The sequence below is a fragment of the Kocuria subflava genome (assembly GCF_012163155.1).
GTDB lineage: Bacteria > Actinomycetota > Actinomycetes > Actinomycetales > Micrococcaceae > Kocuria > Kocuria subflava.
The window spans coordinates 15,512-31,328 of record NZ_JAAVUN010000015.1 but is presented as its reverse complement, the minus strand read 5'-3'; the positions used below and the strand labels follow the sequence as shown (position 1 = coordinate 31,328).

16 protein-coding genes, 1 tRNA gene and 1 pseudogene are annotated in these 15,817 nt (G+C 64.3%); 11 read left to right on the top strand and 7 right to left on the bottom strand.

The genetic code is table 11. The features are described 5' to 3' along the window. The first annotated feature begins 13 nt into the window (after window positions 1–13). Window positions 14–1,474 (top strand): TIGR01777 family oxidoreductase, encoded by a 1,461-nt coding sequence (locus tag GTW58_RS08700; RefSeq protein WP_119932977.1) that lies wholly within the window; start codon window positions 14–16, stop codon window positions 1,472–1,474. Between the two features lie 16 nt (window positions 1,475–1,490). Here GTW58_RS08700 and GTW58_RS08695 read toward each other — a convergent pair whose 3' ends face one another. Then, window positions 1,491–2,189 (bottom strand): GntR family transcriptional regulator, encoded by a 699-nt coding sequence (locus tag GTW58_RS08695; RefSeq protein WP_119932976.1) that lies wholly within the window; start codon window positions 2,187–2,189, stop codon window positions 1,491–1,493. A 98-nt stretch (window positions 2,190–2,287) separates the two neighbouring features. Here GTW58_RS08695 and GTW58_RS08690 point away from each other — a divergent pair. The 4 genes and pseudogenes from GTW58_RS08690 to GTW58_RS08675 form a co-directional block, all read left to right on the top strand. Next, a pseudogene (locus tag GTW58_RS08690) lies at window positions 2,288–3,129 on the top strand (1-aminocyclopropane-1-carboxylate deaminase); the annotation flags it as partial. A 3-nt stretch (window positions 3,130–3,132) separates the two neighbouring features. Next, a complete protein-coding gene (locus tag GTW58_RS08685; protein WP_119933010.1) occupies window positions 3,133–4,281 on the top strand; it encodes an MFS transporter in 1,149 nt (382 codons plus the stop codon). Window positions 4,282–4,364: 83 nt separating this feature from the next. Further along, on the top strand, window positions 4,365–4,619 hold the full coding sequence (locus tag GTW58_RS08680) for a type II toxin-antitoxin system Phd/YefM family antitoxin (protein WP_047691611.1): 255 nt from the start codon (window positions 4,365–4,367) through the stop codon (window positions 4,617–4,619). After that, complete coding sequence (locus tag GTW58_RS08675; protein ID WP_052209695.1) at window positions 4,616–5,017, top strand: type II toxin-antitoxin system VapC family toxin; 402 nt, start codon at window positions 4,616–4,618, stop codon at window positions 5,015–5,017. The genes GTW58_RS08680 and GTW58_RS08675 overlap by 4 nt, the downstream gene beginning before the upstream one ends. 109 nt (window positions 5,018–5,126) lie before the next feature. Here GTW58_RS08675 and GTW58_RS08670 read toward each other — a convergent pair whose 3' ends face one another. The 3 genes from GTW58_RS08670 to GTW58_RS08660 all read right to left on the bottom strand — a co-directional run bounded on the left by GTW58_RS08670 (window position 5,127) and on the right by GTW58_RS08660 (window position 6,194). After that, on the bottom strand, window positions 5,127–5,366 hold the full coding sequence (locus tag GTW58_RS08670; protein WP_280842294.1) for a DUF3806 domain-containing protein: 240 nt from the start codon (window positions 5,364–5,366) through the stop codon (window positions 5,127–5,129). A gap of 6 nt (window positions 5,367–5,372) precedes the next feature. After that, window positions 5,373–5,561 carry a hypothetical protein gene (locus GTW58_RS08665; protein WP_047691606.1) on the bottom strand — a complete coding sequence of 63 codons (189 nt, stop codon included), beginning with the start codon at window positions 5,559–5,561 and terminating at the stop codon, window positions 5,373–5,375. A 560-nt stretch (window positions 5,562–6,121) separates the two neighbouring features. Further along, a tRNA-Ala gene (locus GTW58_RS08660) sits at window positions 6,122–6,194 on the bottom strand. Window positions 6,195–6,309: 115 nt separating this feature from the next. On the opposite strand from GTW58_RS08660, the gene GTW58_RS08655 reads away from it, so the two are divergent. Then, a complete protein-coding gene (locus tag GTW58_RS08655) occupies window positions 6,310–7,308 on the top strand; it encodes a LysR substrate-binding domain-containing protein (protein WP_157980490.1) in 999 nt (332 codons plus the stop codon). Window positions 7,309–7,377: 69 nt separating this feature from the next. Here GTW58_RS08655 and GTW58_RS08650 read toward each other — a convergent pair whose 3' ends face one another. Then, window positions 7,378–8,325 (bottom strand): mechanosensitive ion channel family protein, encoded by a 948-nt coding sequence (locus GTW58_RS08650; protein WP_119933009.1) that lies wholly within the window; start codon window positions 8,323–8,325, stop codon window positions 7,378–7,380. Between the two features lie 120 nt (window positions 8,326–8,445). Here GTW58_RS08650 and GTW58_RS08645 point away from each other — a divergent pair, with 120 nt between their 5' ends. Further along, complete coding sequence (locus tag GTW58_RS08645; RefSeq protein ID WP_168023497.1) at window positions 8,446–9,264, top strand: DedA family protein; 819 nt, start codon at window positions 8,446–8,448, stop codon at window positions 9,262–9,264. Window positions 9,265–9,305: 41 nt separating this feature from the next. On the opposite strand, the gene GTW58_RS08640 is transcribed toward GTW58_RS08645, so the two are convergent. Continuing rightward, window positions 9,306–10,382, bottom strand: coding sequence for a magnesium and cobalt transport protein CorA (locus tag GTW58_RS08640; RefSeq protein WP_119932973.1), 1,077 nt, complete (start codon window positions 10,380–10,382; stop codon window positions 9,306–9,308). 47 nt (window positions 10,383–10,429) lie between these two features. On the opposite strand from GTW58_RS08640, the gene GTW58_RS08635 reads away from it, so the two are divergent. The 3 genes from GTW58_RS08635 to GTW58_RS08625 all read left to right on the top strand — a co-directional run bounded on the left by GTW58_RS08635 (window position 10,430) and on the right by GTW58_RS08625 (window position 13,390). Further along, window positions 10,430–11,005 carry an NUDIX hydrolase gene (locus GTW58_RS08635; RefSeq protein WP_280842293.1) on the top strand — a complete coding sequence of 192 codons (576 nt, stop codon included), beginning with the start codon at window positions 10,430–10,432 and terminating at the stop codon, window positions 11,003–11,005. Beyond that, window positions 11,002–12,069 carry a glycine betaine ABC transporter substrate-binding protein gene (locus tag GTW58_RS08630; protein ID WP_119932972.1) on the top strand — a complete coding sequence of 356 codons (1,068 nt, stop codon included), beginning with the start codon at window positions 11,002–11,004 and terminating at the stop codon, window positions 12,067–12,069. Before GTW58_RS08635 ends, GTW58_RS08630 begins: the two co-directional genes overlap by 4 nt. A 94-nt stretch (window positions 12,070–12,163) precedes the next feature. Next, window positions 12,164–13,390: a pyridoxal phosphate-dependent aminotransferase gene (locus GTW58_RS08625; RefSeq protein WP_047691593.1), complete on the top strand. Its 1,227-nt coding sequence runs from the start codon at window positions 12,164–12,166 to the stop codon at window positions 13,388–13,390. 85 nt (window positions 13,391–13,475) lie between these two features. On the opposite strand, the gene GTW58_RS08620 is transcribed toward GTW58_RS08625, so the two are convergent. Continuing rightward, on the bottom strand, window positions 13,476–15,080 hold the full coding sequence (locus GTW58_RS08620) for an MFS transporter (RefSeq protein WP_119932971.1): 1,605 nt from the start codon (window positions 15,078–15,080) through the stop codon (window positions 13,476–13,478). A 190-nt stretch (window positions 15,081–15,270) separates the two neighbouring features. Here GTW58_RS08620 and GTW58_RS08615 point away from each other — a divergent pair, with 190 nt between their 5' ends. Next, window positions 15,271–15,810: a TetR/AcrR family transcriptional regulator gene (locus GTW58_RS08615; protein WP_119932970.1), complete on the top strand. Its 540-nt coding sequence runs from the start codon at window positions 15,271–15,273 to the stop codon at window positions 15,808–15,810. Window positions 15,811–15,817: the final 7 nt, after the last annotated feature.

The window sequence follows — 15,817 nt, the reverse complement described above, 5'->3', positions numbered from 1 at the left end:
TGAGGGAGCTCCCATGGCCGTCTTCGAATCCACCGAACGCCTCGAGTACCCCTTGGATCGGGTCTGGGCCTGGCATCAGCGCCCGGGTGCGTTGACCCGACTGAGCCCCGAGTGGGCGCAGGCAGTGGTCAGTGAGTCCTTCCCGCCGCTGCAGCCCGGTACCCGTGCGCGCTTGTTGACTTCCGTGCCGGGCACAGCAGGGACCGTGCGCGTGCCATTCGTCTCCGAGCACGACGACGGCCCCGTGCCCCGGTCCTTTGTGGATCGGATGGTCAAGGGGCCGTTGGCTTCCTGGACGCACACTCACACGTTTGCCGATCCGGACACCAGCACAGGATCAGGCCGGGATGCCAGTGAGGCCTGTGTGGTCCATGACCGCATCCAGTACCAGGCCGTTCCTCAGAAGTTGCGCGGTCTCAGCTCGGCCGGGGACACATTCGCAGGGGCTTTCACCCACCGTGCCATGCACTCCACCTTGGCCAAGACCTTTGCCGACCGCACGGAGAGATTGCGTGCTGATCTGGCATTCCAGACTCAACTGGAACAGCGTTTCGGCCAGCAGGAGCTGAACATTCTGATCGGCGGAGCCTCCGGGCTGGTGGGTTCCCAAGTTGCTGCATTGTTGTCCACCGCAGGTCATCAGGTCCGTACGTTGGTGCGGGGGCGGCGTCGTCGTGAAGATCAGGTCCAGTGGGACCCGGCCAAGGGGATCCTGGATCCCAGTGCTGTGGTCTGGGCAGATGTGGTGATTCATCTGGGAGGTAAGTCCATTGCCACCCGGTTCACGGAATCCAACAAGCAGGAGATCCTGAACTCGCGCATTGAGAGCACACGGCTGATTGTTGAGTCCTGTGCCGCCTTGGACGCGGCAGACCGACCACAGGCTTTCATCTGTGCCTCTGCCATCGGTGCCTACGGCACGGACCGCGGAGACGCCTTGCTCAGCGAGAAAGACGATTTCGGGGACGGGTTCCTGGCTGAGGTCTGCCAGCAGTGGGAATCGGAAGCGGCACGAGTCCAGGAGCTGGGCATGCGGTGGGTCTCCATCCGCACGGGCATTGTGCTTTCCAGCCTGGGTGGGGTTTTGAAATTACAACTTCCCCTGTACCTGGTCGGCGCCGGCGGGCCCCTGGGCAGTGGTCAGCAGTGGTTCTCCTGGGTGTCCCTGGATGACATCGCCAGTATGTACGCGTGGGCCGCGGTGGATGAGTCCGTCACCGGGCCGGTCAATGCCGTGGCACCGGAGCCTGTGCGGCAAAAGGAGTTCGCCAAGGTCCTGGGCAAGGCACTGCGGCGGCCTGCTGTGCTGCCCGTGCCGTCATTCGGTCCGGCGGTGCTGCTGGGGCGGGACGGCGCCAAGGAATTGGCCCTGGCCAACCAGCGGGTGACCCCGGAGGCACTGGAAACAGTGGGCTTCCCGTTCCGGCACCAGCGATTGTCCGAGGCCCTCGAATGGACATTGCCCCCGCGTTGAGTTGGTGCGTCGGAGCTCAGTCCTGTTGGACGGGCGGTGCCAAACGCAGCCAGTTTTGCCGGGTCAGCTCCGCTGCCGTGGACACGTGACCCTCTTGCAGTGCGTGCATGATGGCACGGTGCTGGTCGGGGGAGTCGGAGCCCGTCAGGGACCCGACATGCAGAAATTCACGACGCCGCAGCGTGGCCGTCACTGATTCCAGGTGCTGCCCAATCAACGGGTTGCCGCAGACCTGCACCGCCACGTCGTGGAAGGCGTCATCAGCGTCAATGGCCTCAGACGCGCATGATAACCTGCGACTGTGCTGGGAGTCGTCCCCGGGTGCTGCCACAGTGTCCAGTGCGGTGGTCAAGGCCTGGTTGGCTCGTTCCATCTCCGCAAAATCCTCCGGTCCCAGCGTGGGTGCTGCCAGCGTGATGGCCAGGGCATGCAGTTCTGCTGCCACCTGCTGGGCGTGCCGGACGGCGTCGTCGTTCTCCGGGGCCACCATGGTGAGCCGCCCCGGGGTGGCCACCACCAGTCCGGCGCGCTCCAGACGTAGCAGCGCCTCACGGATGGGTGTGCGGGAGACCCCCAACCAGTCGCTGAGTTCGGCATCACGCAGCTTTTCCCCGGGTTGGAGATCGCCGCGGATGATGGCATCACGCAGGCTGCGGTAGACGTCGTCTCGCAGCAGCGAGCGTTGGTGAAGGCCACGGGTCTGGGGAACGGGCATGGATCCTCCGGCAGTGGGAAAACGTCCTTGACAGTCTAAACCGCCGATACGCAATATATTGCATATCGAAAGTGACACCCGGCGAGCAAGAGTCCCTCATGGCCATCACCGATTTCCCCCGCTACCCGCTGACATTCGGCCCCAGCCCGATCCATCAGCTCAAGAATCTGACCGCCCACCTGGGTGGTGCCCAGATCTGGGCCAAGCGTGAGGACGTCAACTCCGGGTTGGCCTTTGGTGGCAACAAGACCCGCAAGCTGGAGAACATCGTCCCGGACATCCTGGAATCCGGTGCCGACACCTTGGTGTCCATTGGCGGCTACCAGTCCAATCACACCCGGCAGGTGGCAGCGGTTGCGGCTCACCTGGGGCTGAAGGCCCGCCTGGTCCAGGAGAAGTGGGTGGACTGGAATGACCCCGTCAATGACAAGGTGGGAAACATTGAACTGTCCCGGATCATGGGCGCTGACGTCCGGTTGGATCCGGCTGGTTTTGACATCGGCATCCGATCCAGCTGGGAAAACGCCCTGGCTGAGGTGGAGGAGGCCGGTGGCAAGCCCTACCCCATCCCGGCCGGTGCCTCCGAACACAAGTACGGCGGCCTGGGATTCGCCAACTGGGCCTACGAGTGGCCCAGCAGGAGGAGGAACTGGGCGTTTTCTTCGACACGATTGTGGTGTGCACCGTCACCGGTTCCACACATGCCGGCATGATCGCAGGCTTTGCCGCGCTGAAAGAGGCCGGTGGGCGTGCGCGACGAGTCCTGGGAATCGATGCCTCAGCCACCCTGGAGAAGACCCGGGATCAGGTGGGCCGCATTGCCCGCAACACGGCCGAGCTGATCGGTCTGGGCCGTGAGGTCCGCCAGGAGGAAATCACTGTTCTGGAGGGATGGGCCGGACACCTGTACGGCATTCCGGTGGAGCCCACCGTGGAGGCCACCATGACTCAGGACCACACCTCCTCCCGTCCGGTAGAGCAGGATGAAGCACAGTTCGAAACCGGCACCCAGGTCAACCCGCCCAGCGTGAACTCCCGGCCGCTGTCAGCCGGAGTGTCACTGGATGGATCCGTGTTGGATGAGATCGCCCAGGCGGGCTCTCTGATCACAGTGTTTGCGGTGGGCATGGTGATTGGTGCCCCACTGCTTGCGCTGGCCACCATGCGCCTGTCCAAAAAGCTCACGTTGTTGATTGCGCTGATCGTGTTTGTGGTGGGACACATGGTGGTTGCCCTCAGCTCAGACATGACGGTTCTGATGACGGCCCGATTCGTCACTGCACTGGCCGCCGGGGCTTTCTGGGCGGTTTCTGCTGTGGTGGCCGGTGGGTCACTGGCCACGGTGTTGGGCGTGCCGATCGGTGCGTTCATTGCCCAACATGTGGGCTGGCGTGGCACCTTCTGGGTGTTGGCGCTGGCAGCTGCTGTGGCCGTGGTGTCCATCGCCCGTTTGGTGCCCACGGACACGCCACCGCCCAAGGAGGAGTCAGTGTTCCGGGGGCTTGTTGATCTGCGCTCGCCCCGACTCTGGCTGGTTCTGGCTGCCTGCCTGACCACCACCGGTGGCGTACTGGCCACCTACTCCTACGTCACCCCCATCCTCACCGATCAGGCCGGATTGTCGGCTGGGCTGGTCCCGTTGGTGCTGGCCGGATTCGGCATCTGTTCGTTCTTTGGCACCCTGCTCGGCGGGCGGTTGGGGGATACCAGGCCGCATGCGGTGATCATCGTGACCCCCATGGTCAGCACCGTGGTGCTGCTGGCCATGGCCTTGTTCACGGGAGCCACGGCGGTCACGGTCACCCTGGTGGTGCTTTTGGGTGTCTTCGGGCTCAGCGCCAACAGCGTGCTGATCCACCTGGCAGTCAGTCACGCCGGCCGTGCGGCCACGTTGGGATCCGGGCTGGCCGTGGCCGCCTTCAACGCCGGCACCGCCATCGGCACCACGGTTGCCGGGGCAACCCTGGCGGGCCCGCTGGGACTCTCCGGGCCGGCCACGGTGGGCGCTTCCATTGTTGTCCTGACCTTGATCCCGGCCGTCACGCTCGGGGTTCTGGCACGACGACGGCGGGCCGTGACTGCGGCGTCGTAATCCTGGTGTTGCGGGCGCAGGGTCCTGTGGGCGATGAGGGGCTGCAATCTCACCAGGTGCTACGGAAGTGCTACATTCGCCGTATGAGGACGATCAGCCAGCGCGAGTTGCGCAATGACAACGCCAAGGTCATGCGTGAAGTGGCTCAGGGGGCCAGCATCCGGGTGACCAGCCGTGGTGTCCCTGTGGCTGTGATCAGACCGATCACCGAACAACCGCATCAAGTGCTCGCGGAGTTGGTGGTCCGGGAGGGCAGCGGCGCCATGGAATTTCCCACCGGTGTCCATGTGGCACGGCCCACAGCAGATGCGCTGGCGGAGCTGCGGGGCGACCGGTGATACTGCTGGACACCTCCGCCTTGGCCAAACTGCTGGTGGAGGAAGCGGAGTCTGCGTTCCTCCGGGCCGAGTTGAGTCGACTGGCGGGTTCCGCGGAGCCCATGGTGGTCTCAACGATTGCCACCGTGGAGTTGCGCCGTTTGGCCATTCGGCTCGGAGTGGACCAGGACAAGGTTGAACCTGTACTGAGGCCGTTCACCGTGCTGCGGTTGACCGAAGGCGTCTTGCACCTTGCCTCCCGGATACCCGCGCAGCATCTGGGCACGCTTGACGCGTTGCACATCGCCACGGCGCTGACGGTTGAGGCCGATCGCCTGTTGACCTACGACGACCGGCAGGCCGCAGCCGCCGTGAACGAGGGACTCACGATTTTGCGACCCGATCCAGCCAGTCCATGATGAAGGCTTCCGTGAGCCGCGGGCGTTCGATCTGCAGCAGGTGTCCGGCGGCGTCGAGCACCGCGTACGTGGCTCGCGGGTAATGCTCCAGCAGATCCCACTGGTCCTGTCAGCTTTGCCTGCTCAGCCGCAGGGCGTCGGTGCCGACGTCGTCGAACAGGTTTCGGATGCTCACGGGATCGAGGCGTTCACCACGCTCGGCTCGTTTCGAGAGCATGGTGAGAGGAAAGACCACGCTGTCGGTTCGAGCATCGGCCACCAGACAGGGGTCCGTTCCGTACTCGTCCGTGATTTCACCCCACGGCAGACCGACGGCCATACCGAGGGCGTCCCCGAACACGACGCCCAGTGCCTGCTACCCCGTGGTGTTCTCCAGGTCCAGTTGTTGGGCCACGGCCCCGACGACGGCCAGCTTGGTGTCCACGTCGGTGTCGAAGGCTGTGGCCGTGCCGGGGTTTGCGATCAGGCCCCGGACCCATTGGCGGTGGTTCTCCAGCGTGTCGGCCCACTCACTGACCTGTCCGATGTGTGCTCTCCCGTCCATGATCGGGAGCCTACTGGGTGGGGGAGTCGCTGGGCTGCAGTCGACAGCACTGATGACCTGTACCTAGTACTGCCTGATCGACCGACCTGCCACACCACTGCGGACGTCCAGCACACGGTTGTCTCGTCCAGAATTCTGCGAACCGAGCTGACCCGGGTGCTGCGTCGTGAGGGTCTTCCTGTGTCTCGGTGGGACGAGCTTCTCGACGTCCTGGCCCTGGTGCCGGTCACCGAAGGCGTGCTGGCTGTAGCGGATTCGATCGAACGTCTCCTCAAGGCCCTTGACGCCATCCATGTGGGGTCAGTGATCCCCTCCGGACGCGATGCCACCATCGTCAGCCACGACACAACGATGCGGAGCGTTGCTACTTCCCTGGCTACCGAACGCTAGACCCACTCGAGGAGTTAGGTGACGTCCTCCGGCCGGTCGGAAGAGGATCGAGTCCAGGGATCGGGTGCGCTGACCACTGGCGGCGCTCTGGTCAGCGCCGTGACGCATCAGTGACACATGAAACCCGTAGGTCGAGCGACACCGTGGGTATTTCCCCCTGGTGAAAGCAGTGGAGCTAAGGGGAATCGAACCCCTGACCTTTTCATTGCGAACGAAACGCTCTACCAACTGAGCTATAGCCCCGCACGCCCCGGCAGCTGACCGGATGCGTTGCGGCCCATGCTACGCCTGACCCCGGGGCCCCTCCACTCGCGGACCATGCCGGAGCGCGTTCACCCGGCCCACTACGCTGGTGCTCATGGATCAGGACACTTCAGTTGAGCCCACGGACACCCCGGACGCTGAACAAGTCGGCTCCGTGGAGGCCGACCAGGCCGCTGAGCTCACGGAGACCGGCCCCACTCTGCGTGTTGCCTACGAGACCGGCATGATGCCCGCCAAGTGGTTCGACCGCTGGCGTGACCGCCTGCCCGGCGCCCGCCTGCAGGACACCCAGGTGGAATCGGGTACGTGGTCTCAGATGTTGGGGCAGGCCCAGGACGTGGCCCTGATCCGCCTGCCGGCCCACCCCAAGCCCGGCAGCCAGGACCTGGAGGGGCTGCGCGGCCACCACCGCGCCGTGCCTGCCTACCAGGAACTTCAGGTGGCGGTCCTGCCGATCGATCACGAACTCACCCTCCTGGACGACCTCAGCATTACCGACCTTGCCGATGAACGCCTGGTCCACGACCTCACCGACCTTCCCGAACACCGCCCCTCACCCACGGGTGCCGGCACGGACGACGACGGCGCACCCCTCCCGCCCCTTGAAGCTCGCGGTCCCGAGGACGTCATGGAATATGTGGCTGCGGGCATCGGCCTGGCGGTGGTTCCCATGTCCATTGCCAGGTTCTTCCATCGCAAGGATCTGACGTACCGGGTGGTGGAGGACCTGCCGGGTATCGACGTCGTCGTGGTGTGGCCCCAGGATCTGGAGGAGGAGACCGAGGCCATGGTCCAGGACCTGGTGGGGGTGGTGCGCGGACGCAAGAAGGACAGCTCCCGTGGCCAGGCAACTCAGCTGGGAACGGACACCGATCCGCAGCCGACCCGGCAGAAAACTGCCAAGCCCAAGCGGGCCAAGGCCAAGGCCGGGACCACCAAACTCAAGCCGGGGGAGACAGCATCCCGCACAGCCAAGGGCACCAGCCGGGGAGATCAGCTGAAGGGCAAGCGCCTGGCCGGTGGCAAGGCCCGCCGCGGCGCCAAACCGGGCCGCCCCAGCACGCGTGGCGGGGGAGGGCGCAAGGGCCGCTGAGGTCCTGAGCCAGACAACATCATGGGGGACGTACGTTTTCAGGCCGAAGAACGTACGTCCCCCATGATCTCAACCGTCCTCGGAAGCCGCCCCAGCAGAAGTACCTGCGCCTCCACCCCCGTACAGGTCCTTTGCCGTGCCGCCGCGCACCATGGTCTGGTTGAGCAGCGGGACGGAGAGACCGTGCTGGTCCAGCATCTTCTTGACCTTCACACGCAGCACTCGGCTCACGGCCCATTGCTGGGCCGGGGCGGTCTTGACCACCACACGCACCGTCACTGACTCGCCGGTCAGGGACTCCACGCCCCAGACCTCGGGGTCATCCAGGACGTATTCGCCCACGTCGGGGTCATGTTTGATCCCGGCCAAGGTTTGGCGCAGCAGTGTGGTCATGGAGTCCAGGTCGGCGTCATAGGGCAGGGGTACGTCCAACACCGCGCGAGCCCACCCCTGGGAGGAATTGCCCACGCGCAGAATCTCCCCGTTGCGCACGTGCCACAGCGTCCCTTGGACATCCCGCACCTGCGTCACGCGCAGGCCAACGTCCTCCACCGTGCCGGTGGCTTCCCCCAGGTCCACCACATCCCCGATGCCCAACTGGTCCTCGGCCACCATGAAGATCCCTGACAGGTAGTCCTTCACCAGAGACTGCGCACCAAAAGACAACGCCACACCCGCAATGCCCGCCGAAGCGATCACCGGAGCAATGTTGAAGCCGAGTTCGGACACGATCATCAACAGGGCAATGGCCCACACCGCCAAAGTGGCCACAGAAGCCAGGACGGAACCCACGGTCTTGGCCCGCTGAGCCTGCCTCTGCCGCGCCAGTCCGGCGTCCTCCACCCACCGGGCCGCTCCCGAATCCAGTTTGCGGATCACCCGGGAGCGGGTTCCGCGCTCGATTCCGCGCACTATTCGGTGGATGATCAACCGGATCGCCGCGGAGGCAACGCCGGCGATCAGTAAGATCAGCAGGATTCGTGCTGGGATTCCCAGCCAGAATTCCCAGGACGCCATGTTCGGCATGGTTGTGCTCGCATTCGCCAAGAGGTCCACACGGACACCCTACGCAGCCCGCCTCCACGTCAACTTGGTACCGCCCGGCAGCACCCGCCGCATTCACCGTCAAGGAGCCCCATGGCCTCACCAACTCTCACCTCCACGGTCGCCACCGCATTGACGACGACGCCCGCCGCCCTCCCCGCACAGTCCGTTTCCGAAGAATCGGGGCTGACCGGTATTGCCGGCTGGGCGGTGGATGTCATGGAAGCCATTGGGGCACCAGGTGCGGGGTTGTTGGTGGCCTTGGAGAACCTGTTCCCTCCGCTGCCCTCCGAGATCATTCTGCCGCTGGCCGGTTTCACCGCCGCCCAGGGTGGTTTCACCTTGTGGGAGGCCCTGTTCTGGACCACCTTGGGCTCCATTGTGGGTGCCATCGCGTTGTACTGGCTGGGGGCAGCCCTGGGGCGGCGTCGTCTGTACCTGATCGTGGACAAGATGCCGCTGGTGGACATCCACGACGTTGAACGCACCGAGGACTGGTTCGACAAATACGGCCCCTACACCATCTTCTTTGGCCGCATGATCCCGCTGTTCAGGTCCCTGATCTCCATTCCAGCGGGCATTGAGCGAATGCAGATCGGCATGTTCGTGGGGTTGAGCCTGTTGGGTTCCCTGATCTGGAACACCATTTTTGTGCTCGCCGGATGGTTCCTGGGCTCCCAGTGGCACATTGCAGAGCAGTACGCCGGGGTGTTCTCCAACGTGGTGTACGTGGCCGTGGTGGTGTTTGTGCTGTGGTGGGTGATCAAGCGCATCATCCGTAACCGCAAGGGCCTGGCGGATGGAGCACGCAAAGAAACGGTGGATGAAGTGCTGGCTCGCCGTGACGCCAAGGTGGCTGCTCGCGCGCAGCAGGTTGCAGAACGTAAGGCGGCGCGTCGTCGTCGAGGGTGAGCGCAATGCTCGGCTGACTGTGGCAGTGCCCGGTCAGCCCATCACAGCCAGTCCTTGCGTTTGAACACCACGTACAGCACCACCCCGACCGCCAGCATGAGAACCAGTGAGTAGGCATAGCCGTACTCCCAACTGAGTTCCGGCATGTGCTGGAAGTTCATCCCGTAAATGGAGCCGATCATGGATGGGGCAAACAAGATGGCGGCCCAGGCGGAGATCTTCTTGGTTTGTTCGTTGAGTTCCATGGCGGCATCGTTCTGGCGGGCCGCGGTCAAGGTGGCGTCCAACTGCATGGCGTCATTGAGTTGGGCGCGGAAGGACTCCACACGGGAGTTGACCACCAGCACGTGGTCGCGGACGTCCCGGAGCATGTGTTGCAGTTCTTGATCCGTGTGCCACTTGTTGAATCCGGCCTCGAACTGATCGGCCAGCAGGGTCAGGGGAGCCACTGCGCGGTGAAAAATATTGACCTGCCGCGCCAACTCGTAGATCCGCTGGGACACATCTGACTCCCCGGAGAACAGGCTGTCCTCGATCTGGTCGGTGTCATCTTCCACGGCCTCCAAAATGGGGAAGTAGTCATCCACCACTTGATCGATCAGCGCGTACAGCACCGCCTCCGGGCCGCGTGCCAGCAGCTGCGGTTCACGTTCCGCACGGTGGCGGACCTTGCCCACCCCATTGGTTTCGGCGTGCCGCACGGTGATCACAAAGTTGGGTCCGGTGAACACATGGATTTCACCCAGGCGGATGGCTTCATCGGCCTCGTGGTAAGAGGCCGGGCGCAGCACGGTGAACAGCGTCTGACCGTAGCGTTCGGTCTTGGGGCGCTGGTGTGCCAGAACGGTGTCCTCCACCGCCAGATCGTGCAGACCGAACTGCTCCTTGAGTGCCAGGATCTCCGCCTTGGCGGGACGGTAGAGCCCGATCCAGGCCAGGGCGGAGTGTTCGTGATGGTGGTCAACGTCCGTGCAGGGAGTGTGTGGAGTGGGGTAGCACTCATGGTCACCGGCGGATTGGTGATCCAGCTCCCTCAAGAGTTGGAAAGTTTCTTCCAGAGAGGCGGGGGAGGCCACCCGGCGTCCAGCTTTGTACACGGCGTTGTCAACAATGCTCACGAACCCATTATCGAGCCCAACCAGGCAGCATCCCTAAACTGGTGCGCATGGCCCCACCACCGGCAGCTCAGCCAGCCCCGCCCACTGCCACGCAGTCACCCCAGACGCCCATGGACACACGCGCGGGTGCCTATGCCGTGATGGTGGAAGGTGACAGCATTCTGCTCTCCCGCTGGGTGCCGCGGATCGCCGCGTTGCAGCCCTCCTGGACCTTGCCCGGCGGTGGCATGGAACTGGGCGAGCAACCCGAGCAGACAGCGGTTCGTGAGGTCTTCGAGGAGACCGGGCACATTGTGGAATTACAAGAACTTCTGGGTGTCAGCAGCTTTTACATCGCCCCGGAACTGCGCCAGTCCGCCGGTCAAGGGCACCTGCATGCGTTGCGAGTGATTTACCGGGCCACCGTCAACGGCGGCACCTTGACTCCGGAGGTGGGCGGGTCCTCCGACGACGCCCGGTGGATTCCCCTGACTGATCTCAAAGATCTACCGGTGCTGGACCTGGTGCGGGTGGGCCTGGATCTGGCAGGCCACAACACCGAGGAGCTGGGCTTGGCCCCGGAACAACTCAAAGCAGGTACAGAACAACGCACAGCGGCCACGGAACAAGGAGCCACGGCATGAACACAGCTGCATTCAGCAAGCTTGCGCACGGCCGTCGTCGTCGTGGTGCTGCAGCCCTGGCTGCCGTGGGGCTGTTGGCACTGACCGCGTGCAATCAGGACAACGCTGCCGATCCGCAGCCCACGGCCACCGGTAGCGGTGAGGCGAGCACCGTTGTGGTGGGAATGGGCCCCACGCAGCAAAGCCGAACCGTGGCTGAGGTGTGGGCGTTGGCTCTGGAGGATTCGGGCGCGCAGGTGGAGGTCAAGGAAGTGGAAGGCGGCCGGGCGGGGTACCTGCAAGCCGTTGAGGACGGGGAGATCGACCTCTATCCGGACTACACCGGGGATCTCTACCTGGAATTGCGCGGCACCGAGCCGAGCCCGGCGGCAACCTCGACCGCTGATCCCACAGCCACCACGGCCTCTGCATCGCCTTCCACCCCCGGAACCACGGAGAATCTTGTGAACTCCCTGGCCAACCTGCTGGGGCAAGGTCAGCAGGGGGTCACCGATGCTGACGTGGAGGCAGCGCTGGCGGACCAACTGCCCGCCGATGTCCAGATGCTCAATCCGGCGCCGGCGGAGAACAAACGGGTCCTGGCAGTCACCTCAGCCACTCAGGCCAAATTGTCCGTGAACTCCATTGCGGACCTCTCCAGGCACTGTTCGGACCTGAAGTTCGGCGCGCTCACCGGTGAGGACCAAGCCGCCGTGACGTCAGCTGCCGTGGAGGACACCTACAACTGCACCCCTGGCGAGGTGAAGGACTACAACTCCCTGCAGGAGGTCACCCAGGCCTTGCTGGACGGTGAGATCGATGTGGCGGGCATCCTCTCAGCGTCGCCAGCCGTGGGGGACAACTCCTTGAAGGTGCTGGATGACAACCGGGATGCGCTGGTGCCGGAACGGGTGATCCCCGTGGCCGGTGCGGATCTGCCACGCAGCGCTGTGGATGAGGTCAACAACATCACGGGCCGGTTGGACACGGATGCCCTGGTGCTGTTGACCCGCATGACCACGGCCTCCACCCCGTACTCGCCCGAGGACGCCGCGAGCTACTGGTACGGCACCGTCCAGCCGTGACCTGGCTGGTGGCTGGCGGCAGGTGACTCGGCGCGGGAGGGATCGGTGATCGGGCGCGGACGGGGCAGCGCCCACCCGGGGGTATCGTGAAAGCATGCCCAAGAAGGTTACGCAATCAGAGAAGCTTGCCAATGTCCGCTATGACGTTCGAGGCCCGGTCCTGGAACAGGCCGAGAAGATGGAGGACGCCGGTCACCGGATCCTGCGTCTGAACATCGGCAACCCAGCACCGTTCGGCTTCGAGGCACCCGATGCGGTGCTGGTGGACATGATCAAGAACCTGCCCTACGCGCAGGGCTACTCGGATTCCCGCGGCATCTTTTCCGCCCGCACGGCCGTGGTGCAGTACTACCAGACCAAGGGCATCATGAACCTCTCCGTGGACGAGGTCTTCCTGGGCAACGGTGTCTCCGAACTGATCACCCTGGCGCTGCAGGCCTTGTGCAACCCCGGGGACGAAATCCTGGTGCCCTCCCCGGACTATCCGCTGTGGACCGGAGCCACCACACTCTCCGGCGGTACGGCCGTCCACTACGTGTGCGATGAAACCGATGGCTGGAACCCGGACCTTGAGGACATCCGTTCCAAGATCACGGAGCGCACCCGCGGCATTGTGGTGATCAACCCCAACAACCCCACCGGCGCGGTGTACTCCCGCGAAACCCTCAAGGGCATTGTGGAGATCGCCAAGGAACACGAGCTGATCATCTTTGCCGATGAAATCTACGAGAAGATCACCTACGACGACGCCCAGATGATCAACCTGGCCACCCTCACGGGGGAAGACGTCCTGTGCCTGACCTTCTCCGGGCTGTCCAAGGCCTATCGGGTGGCGGGTTACCGCTCAGGGTGGATGGCCATCACAGGCCCCAACTGGAAGGCGGAGTCCTACCTGGAGGGCATCAAGCTGTTGGCCAACATGCGCATGTGCGCCAACGTCCCGGCCCAGCACGCCATTCAGACCGCATTGGGCGGGTATCAGTCCATCAATGATCTGATCCTGCCTGGCGGTCGGCTCAAGGCTCAGCGTGATTTGGCCTTTGAGCGTCTCAACGCGATTGACGGGGTGAGCTGCGAACCCGCTGACGGTGCCTTGTACCTGTTCCCCAAACTGGACGTGGAGAAGTTCAACATCACGGATGATGAACGCTTTGCGCTGGATCTGCTCAAGGAACAGAAGATCCTGGTCAGCCACGGATCGGCGTTCAACTTCAACACCCCGGACCACTTCCGGCTGGTATTCCTACCGCCTGTGGAGCAGTTGGACACGGCCCTGGACCGGATCGAGGAGTTCCTCTCCGGGTACCAGCAGGTGCTCTGAGCCGGCTACCTTCGGGAACTTTGGGCATGGATAAAGGCGCCACAGACCTTCTGTGGCGCCTTTATCCATGCTCAAAGGTGTGGGCTCAGTTCTGCGCGCCCGGAGCAGGGACCATGGTCAGCTGACCGGTGCGGGTGTCCAGTTCCATGACCTTGCGAGGTGTGCGCAGAAGCCAGAACACCAGGACGGTGAAGGCCAGGACCGTGATCCCCACGGACACACCGGTCAGGGAGATCGCCTGGTTGTAAGCCAATGAGGCCGCAGCCGTCAGATCGGCACCTGCCGGAATGGTCTGAGCCACGGAGTGGGCGCCGCCCAGGGTCTCGCGAGCAGCAGCCGCGGAGGCTGAGTCCACGTTGGCGGGCACGGCCAGGAACGCCTGGTAGAACCCGGTCACCAGGCCACCCACCACAGCGGTGCCCAGAACCGCTCCGACCTCGTACCCGGTCTCCGAGATGGCAGATGCAGCACCGGACTTCTCAACCGGTACGGAACCCACCACCAGCTCGGTGGACAGGGTGGTGGCAAAACCAATGCCCAGACCCAACACGCAGTAGGCCACCACCATGGGCCAGGAGCCGTTGTTCACGGTGGCCGCAACCACCAGATAACCGGCTGCGGAGAGGACAAGGCCGGTGACAACCACCGTGCGCGCACCCACCTGACCGGCCCAGCGTGCCCCGAACAATCCAGACAGGATGGCCAGGGTCATGCCCGGAATGATCAGCAGACCGGCGGTGAAGGCATCAAGACCTGCCACCAGCTGCAAGTGCTGGGTGATGAAGAACAGGAAACCGAACTGCACCAGGTTGCCCATGATGTTCACCAGCACACCACCGGTGAACCGGCCGCTGCGGAACAGCGCCAGCTCCACCATGGGGTTGGCCAGGCGGTTCTGGCGTAGCACAAAGATCACACCCACGGCCAGGCCGAACACAATGGCCACCACGCCGTTGAGCACCTGACCACCCGTGGCCAGGGTCTTGATGCCGTAGACAATGGGCGTCATGGTCAGAATGGCCAGGAACGCGGAGACCACATCCAGTTTCCCGGGGCGCGGGTCCTTGGACTCCGGCAGGGCAAAAGGCGCCACCACGGCAAAGCCCAAACACACGGGAACGGCCACCAGCACTGCTGCGTGCCAGCTGAAGACCTGCATCAGGGATCCGCCCACAATGGGTCCAAGGGCCGCGCCGGCGCTGAATCCCGCCGTCCAGATGGCAATGGCGGTGCGGCGGGCGGCGTCGTCGTCGAAGATCACGCGGATCAGGGACAGTGTGGCAGGCAGGAGCATGGAGCCGAACACGGCAATGGCCACGCGGGCGGCAATCAGCATTTCTGCGGAGGTGGCCAGTCCGCCGAACACGGAGGCGCCTGCAAACCCCAGGGACCCGATGATCAGCAGCAGACGGCGGCCCACACGGTCGCCCACGGTGCCCATGGGGATCAAAAGACCTGCCAGGATCAGGGGGTAGACGTCCACAATCCACAGCAGCTGCGTGGCCGTGGGGCGCAGGTCAGCGGCAATGTCCGGCAGGGCAAAACTCAGTGCGGTGGTGGTCACGGAGACGGTGAGCACCGGGAACATCAGGGCTGCCAGGGCCAACCACGGATGGATCTTGCGCGGCTGCTCAGGCTGCGCGGTGCGCACCGTGCCTGTCTGCTGGGTGCCGGTGGATGCTGTGGACATGAATACCTCCCCACGGGTGACAAAGGGTGATGCGCCGTCAAAGCGCCAATACTGTACCGACCAGACGGTACAGTTTGGGGGGAGGTAAGGCAATGACGGGAGGCTGTGCCGTTGGCCACCACCGTGGCCAGCTGCGCCCCGTATGCTCAAAGTCGGCCCCGACCCCCAGTGGAAGACAAGGAGTTCACCCGTGGCACGCAAACCCGTGGCCCGCGATCGCGCGCTGGAAGCCTTCCAGGCGATCCTGGTGGACGACGGCGAACGCGCCGCCACCCTGGAGGCCGTTGCCGCAAGGGCGGGGGTCTCCAAGGGTGGGTTGCTCTACCACTTCGCCAGTCGCCAGGAACTGGTCCACGCCATGCTGGAACACATGAAAACCCTGGGGGACCAGGACTGCAGATCCATGGCGGAATCCTCCGAAGGCGCCGCCCGGCAGTTCCTGCGCAACTCGGTGTGGGCGGGGTCGGAGATCGACCTGGCCATCGTGGCCGTCTCCCGCCTGGCCCAAGGTGGTGAGGACGCCGCCCGGGAAGCCCTGCAGGACCTCAAGGCCCGCTGGTACGACCTCCTGTTGACTGACCTGGGCGAGCCCGCTGTGGCCAATGCTGTTCTGCACATGGGCGACGGGCTCTACTACAACGCCAGCATCGGATGGGTCCCGGCCAACCAGGGCGAAAGCCGGGTCATCCTGGACCAACTGCTGGAGGTTCTGGAGCGGCTGCGCCCCTGACTCCAGG

Excerpts from the sequence above, each read along its gene's own strand:
- GTW58_RS08700 (WP_119932977.1), top strand. The coding sequence starts at position 14 with ATGGCCGTCTTCGAATCCACCGAACGCCTCGAGTACCCCTTGGATCGG.
- GTW58_RS08695 (WP_119932976.1), bottom strand. The coding sequence starts at position 2,189 with ATGCCCGTTCCCCAGACCCGTGGCCTTCACCAACGCTCGCTGCTGCGA.
- GTW58_RS08685 (WP_119933010.1), top strand. The coding sequence starts at position 3,133 with ATGACTCAGGACCACACCTCCTCCCGTCCGGTAGAGCAGGATGAAGCA.
- GTW58_RS08680 (WP_047691611.1), top strand. The coding sequence starts at position 4,365 with ATGAGGACGATCAGCCAGCGCGAGTTGCGCAATGACAACGCCAAGGTC.
- GTW58_RS08665 (WP_047691606.1), bottom strand. The coding sequence starts at position 5,561 with ATGGACGGGAGAGCACACATCGGACAGGTCAGTGAGTGGGCCGACACG.
- GTW58_RS08655 (WP_157980490.1), top strand. The coding sequence starts at position 6,310 with ATGGATCAGGACACTTCAGTTGAGCCCACGGACACCCCGGACGCTGAA.
- GTW58_RS08650 (WP_119933009.1), bottom strand. The coding sequence starts at position 8,325 with ATGGCGTCCTGGGAATTCTGGCTGGGAATCCCAGCACGAATCCTGCTG.
- GTW58_RS08645 (WP_168023497.1), top strand. The coding sequence starts at position 8,446 with ATGGCCTCACCAACTCTCACCTCCACGGTCGCCACCGCATTGACGACG.
- GTW58_RS08635 (WP_280842293.1), top strand. The coding sequence starts at position 10,430 with ATGGCCCCACCACCGGCAGCTCAGCCAGCCCCGCCCACTGCCACGCAG.
- GTW58_RS08630 (WP_119932972.1), top strand. The coding sequence starts at position 11,002 with ATGAACACAGCTGCATTCAGCAAGCTTGCGCACGGCCGTCGTCGTCGT.
- GTW58_RS08625 (WP_047691593.1), top strand. The coding sequence starts at position 12,164 with ATGCCCAAGAAGGTTACGCAATCAGAGAAGCTTGCCAATGTCCGCTAT.
- GTW58_RS08620 (WP_119932971.1), bottom strand. The coding sequence starts at position 15,080 with ATGTCCACAGCATCCACCGGCACCCAGCAGACAGGCACGGTGCGCACC.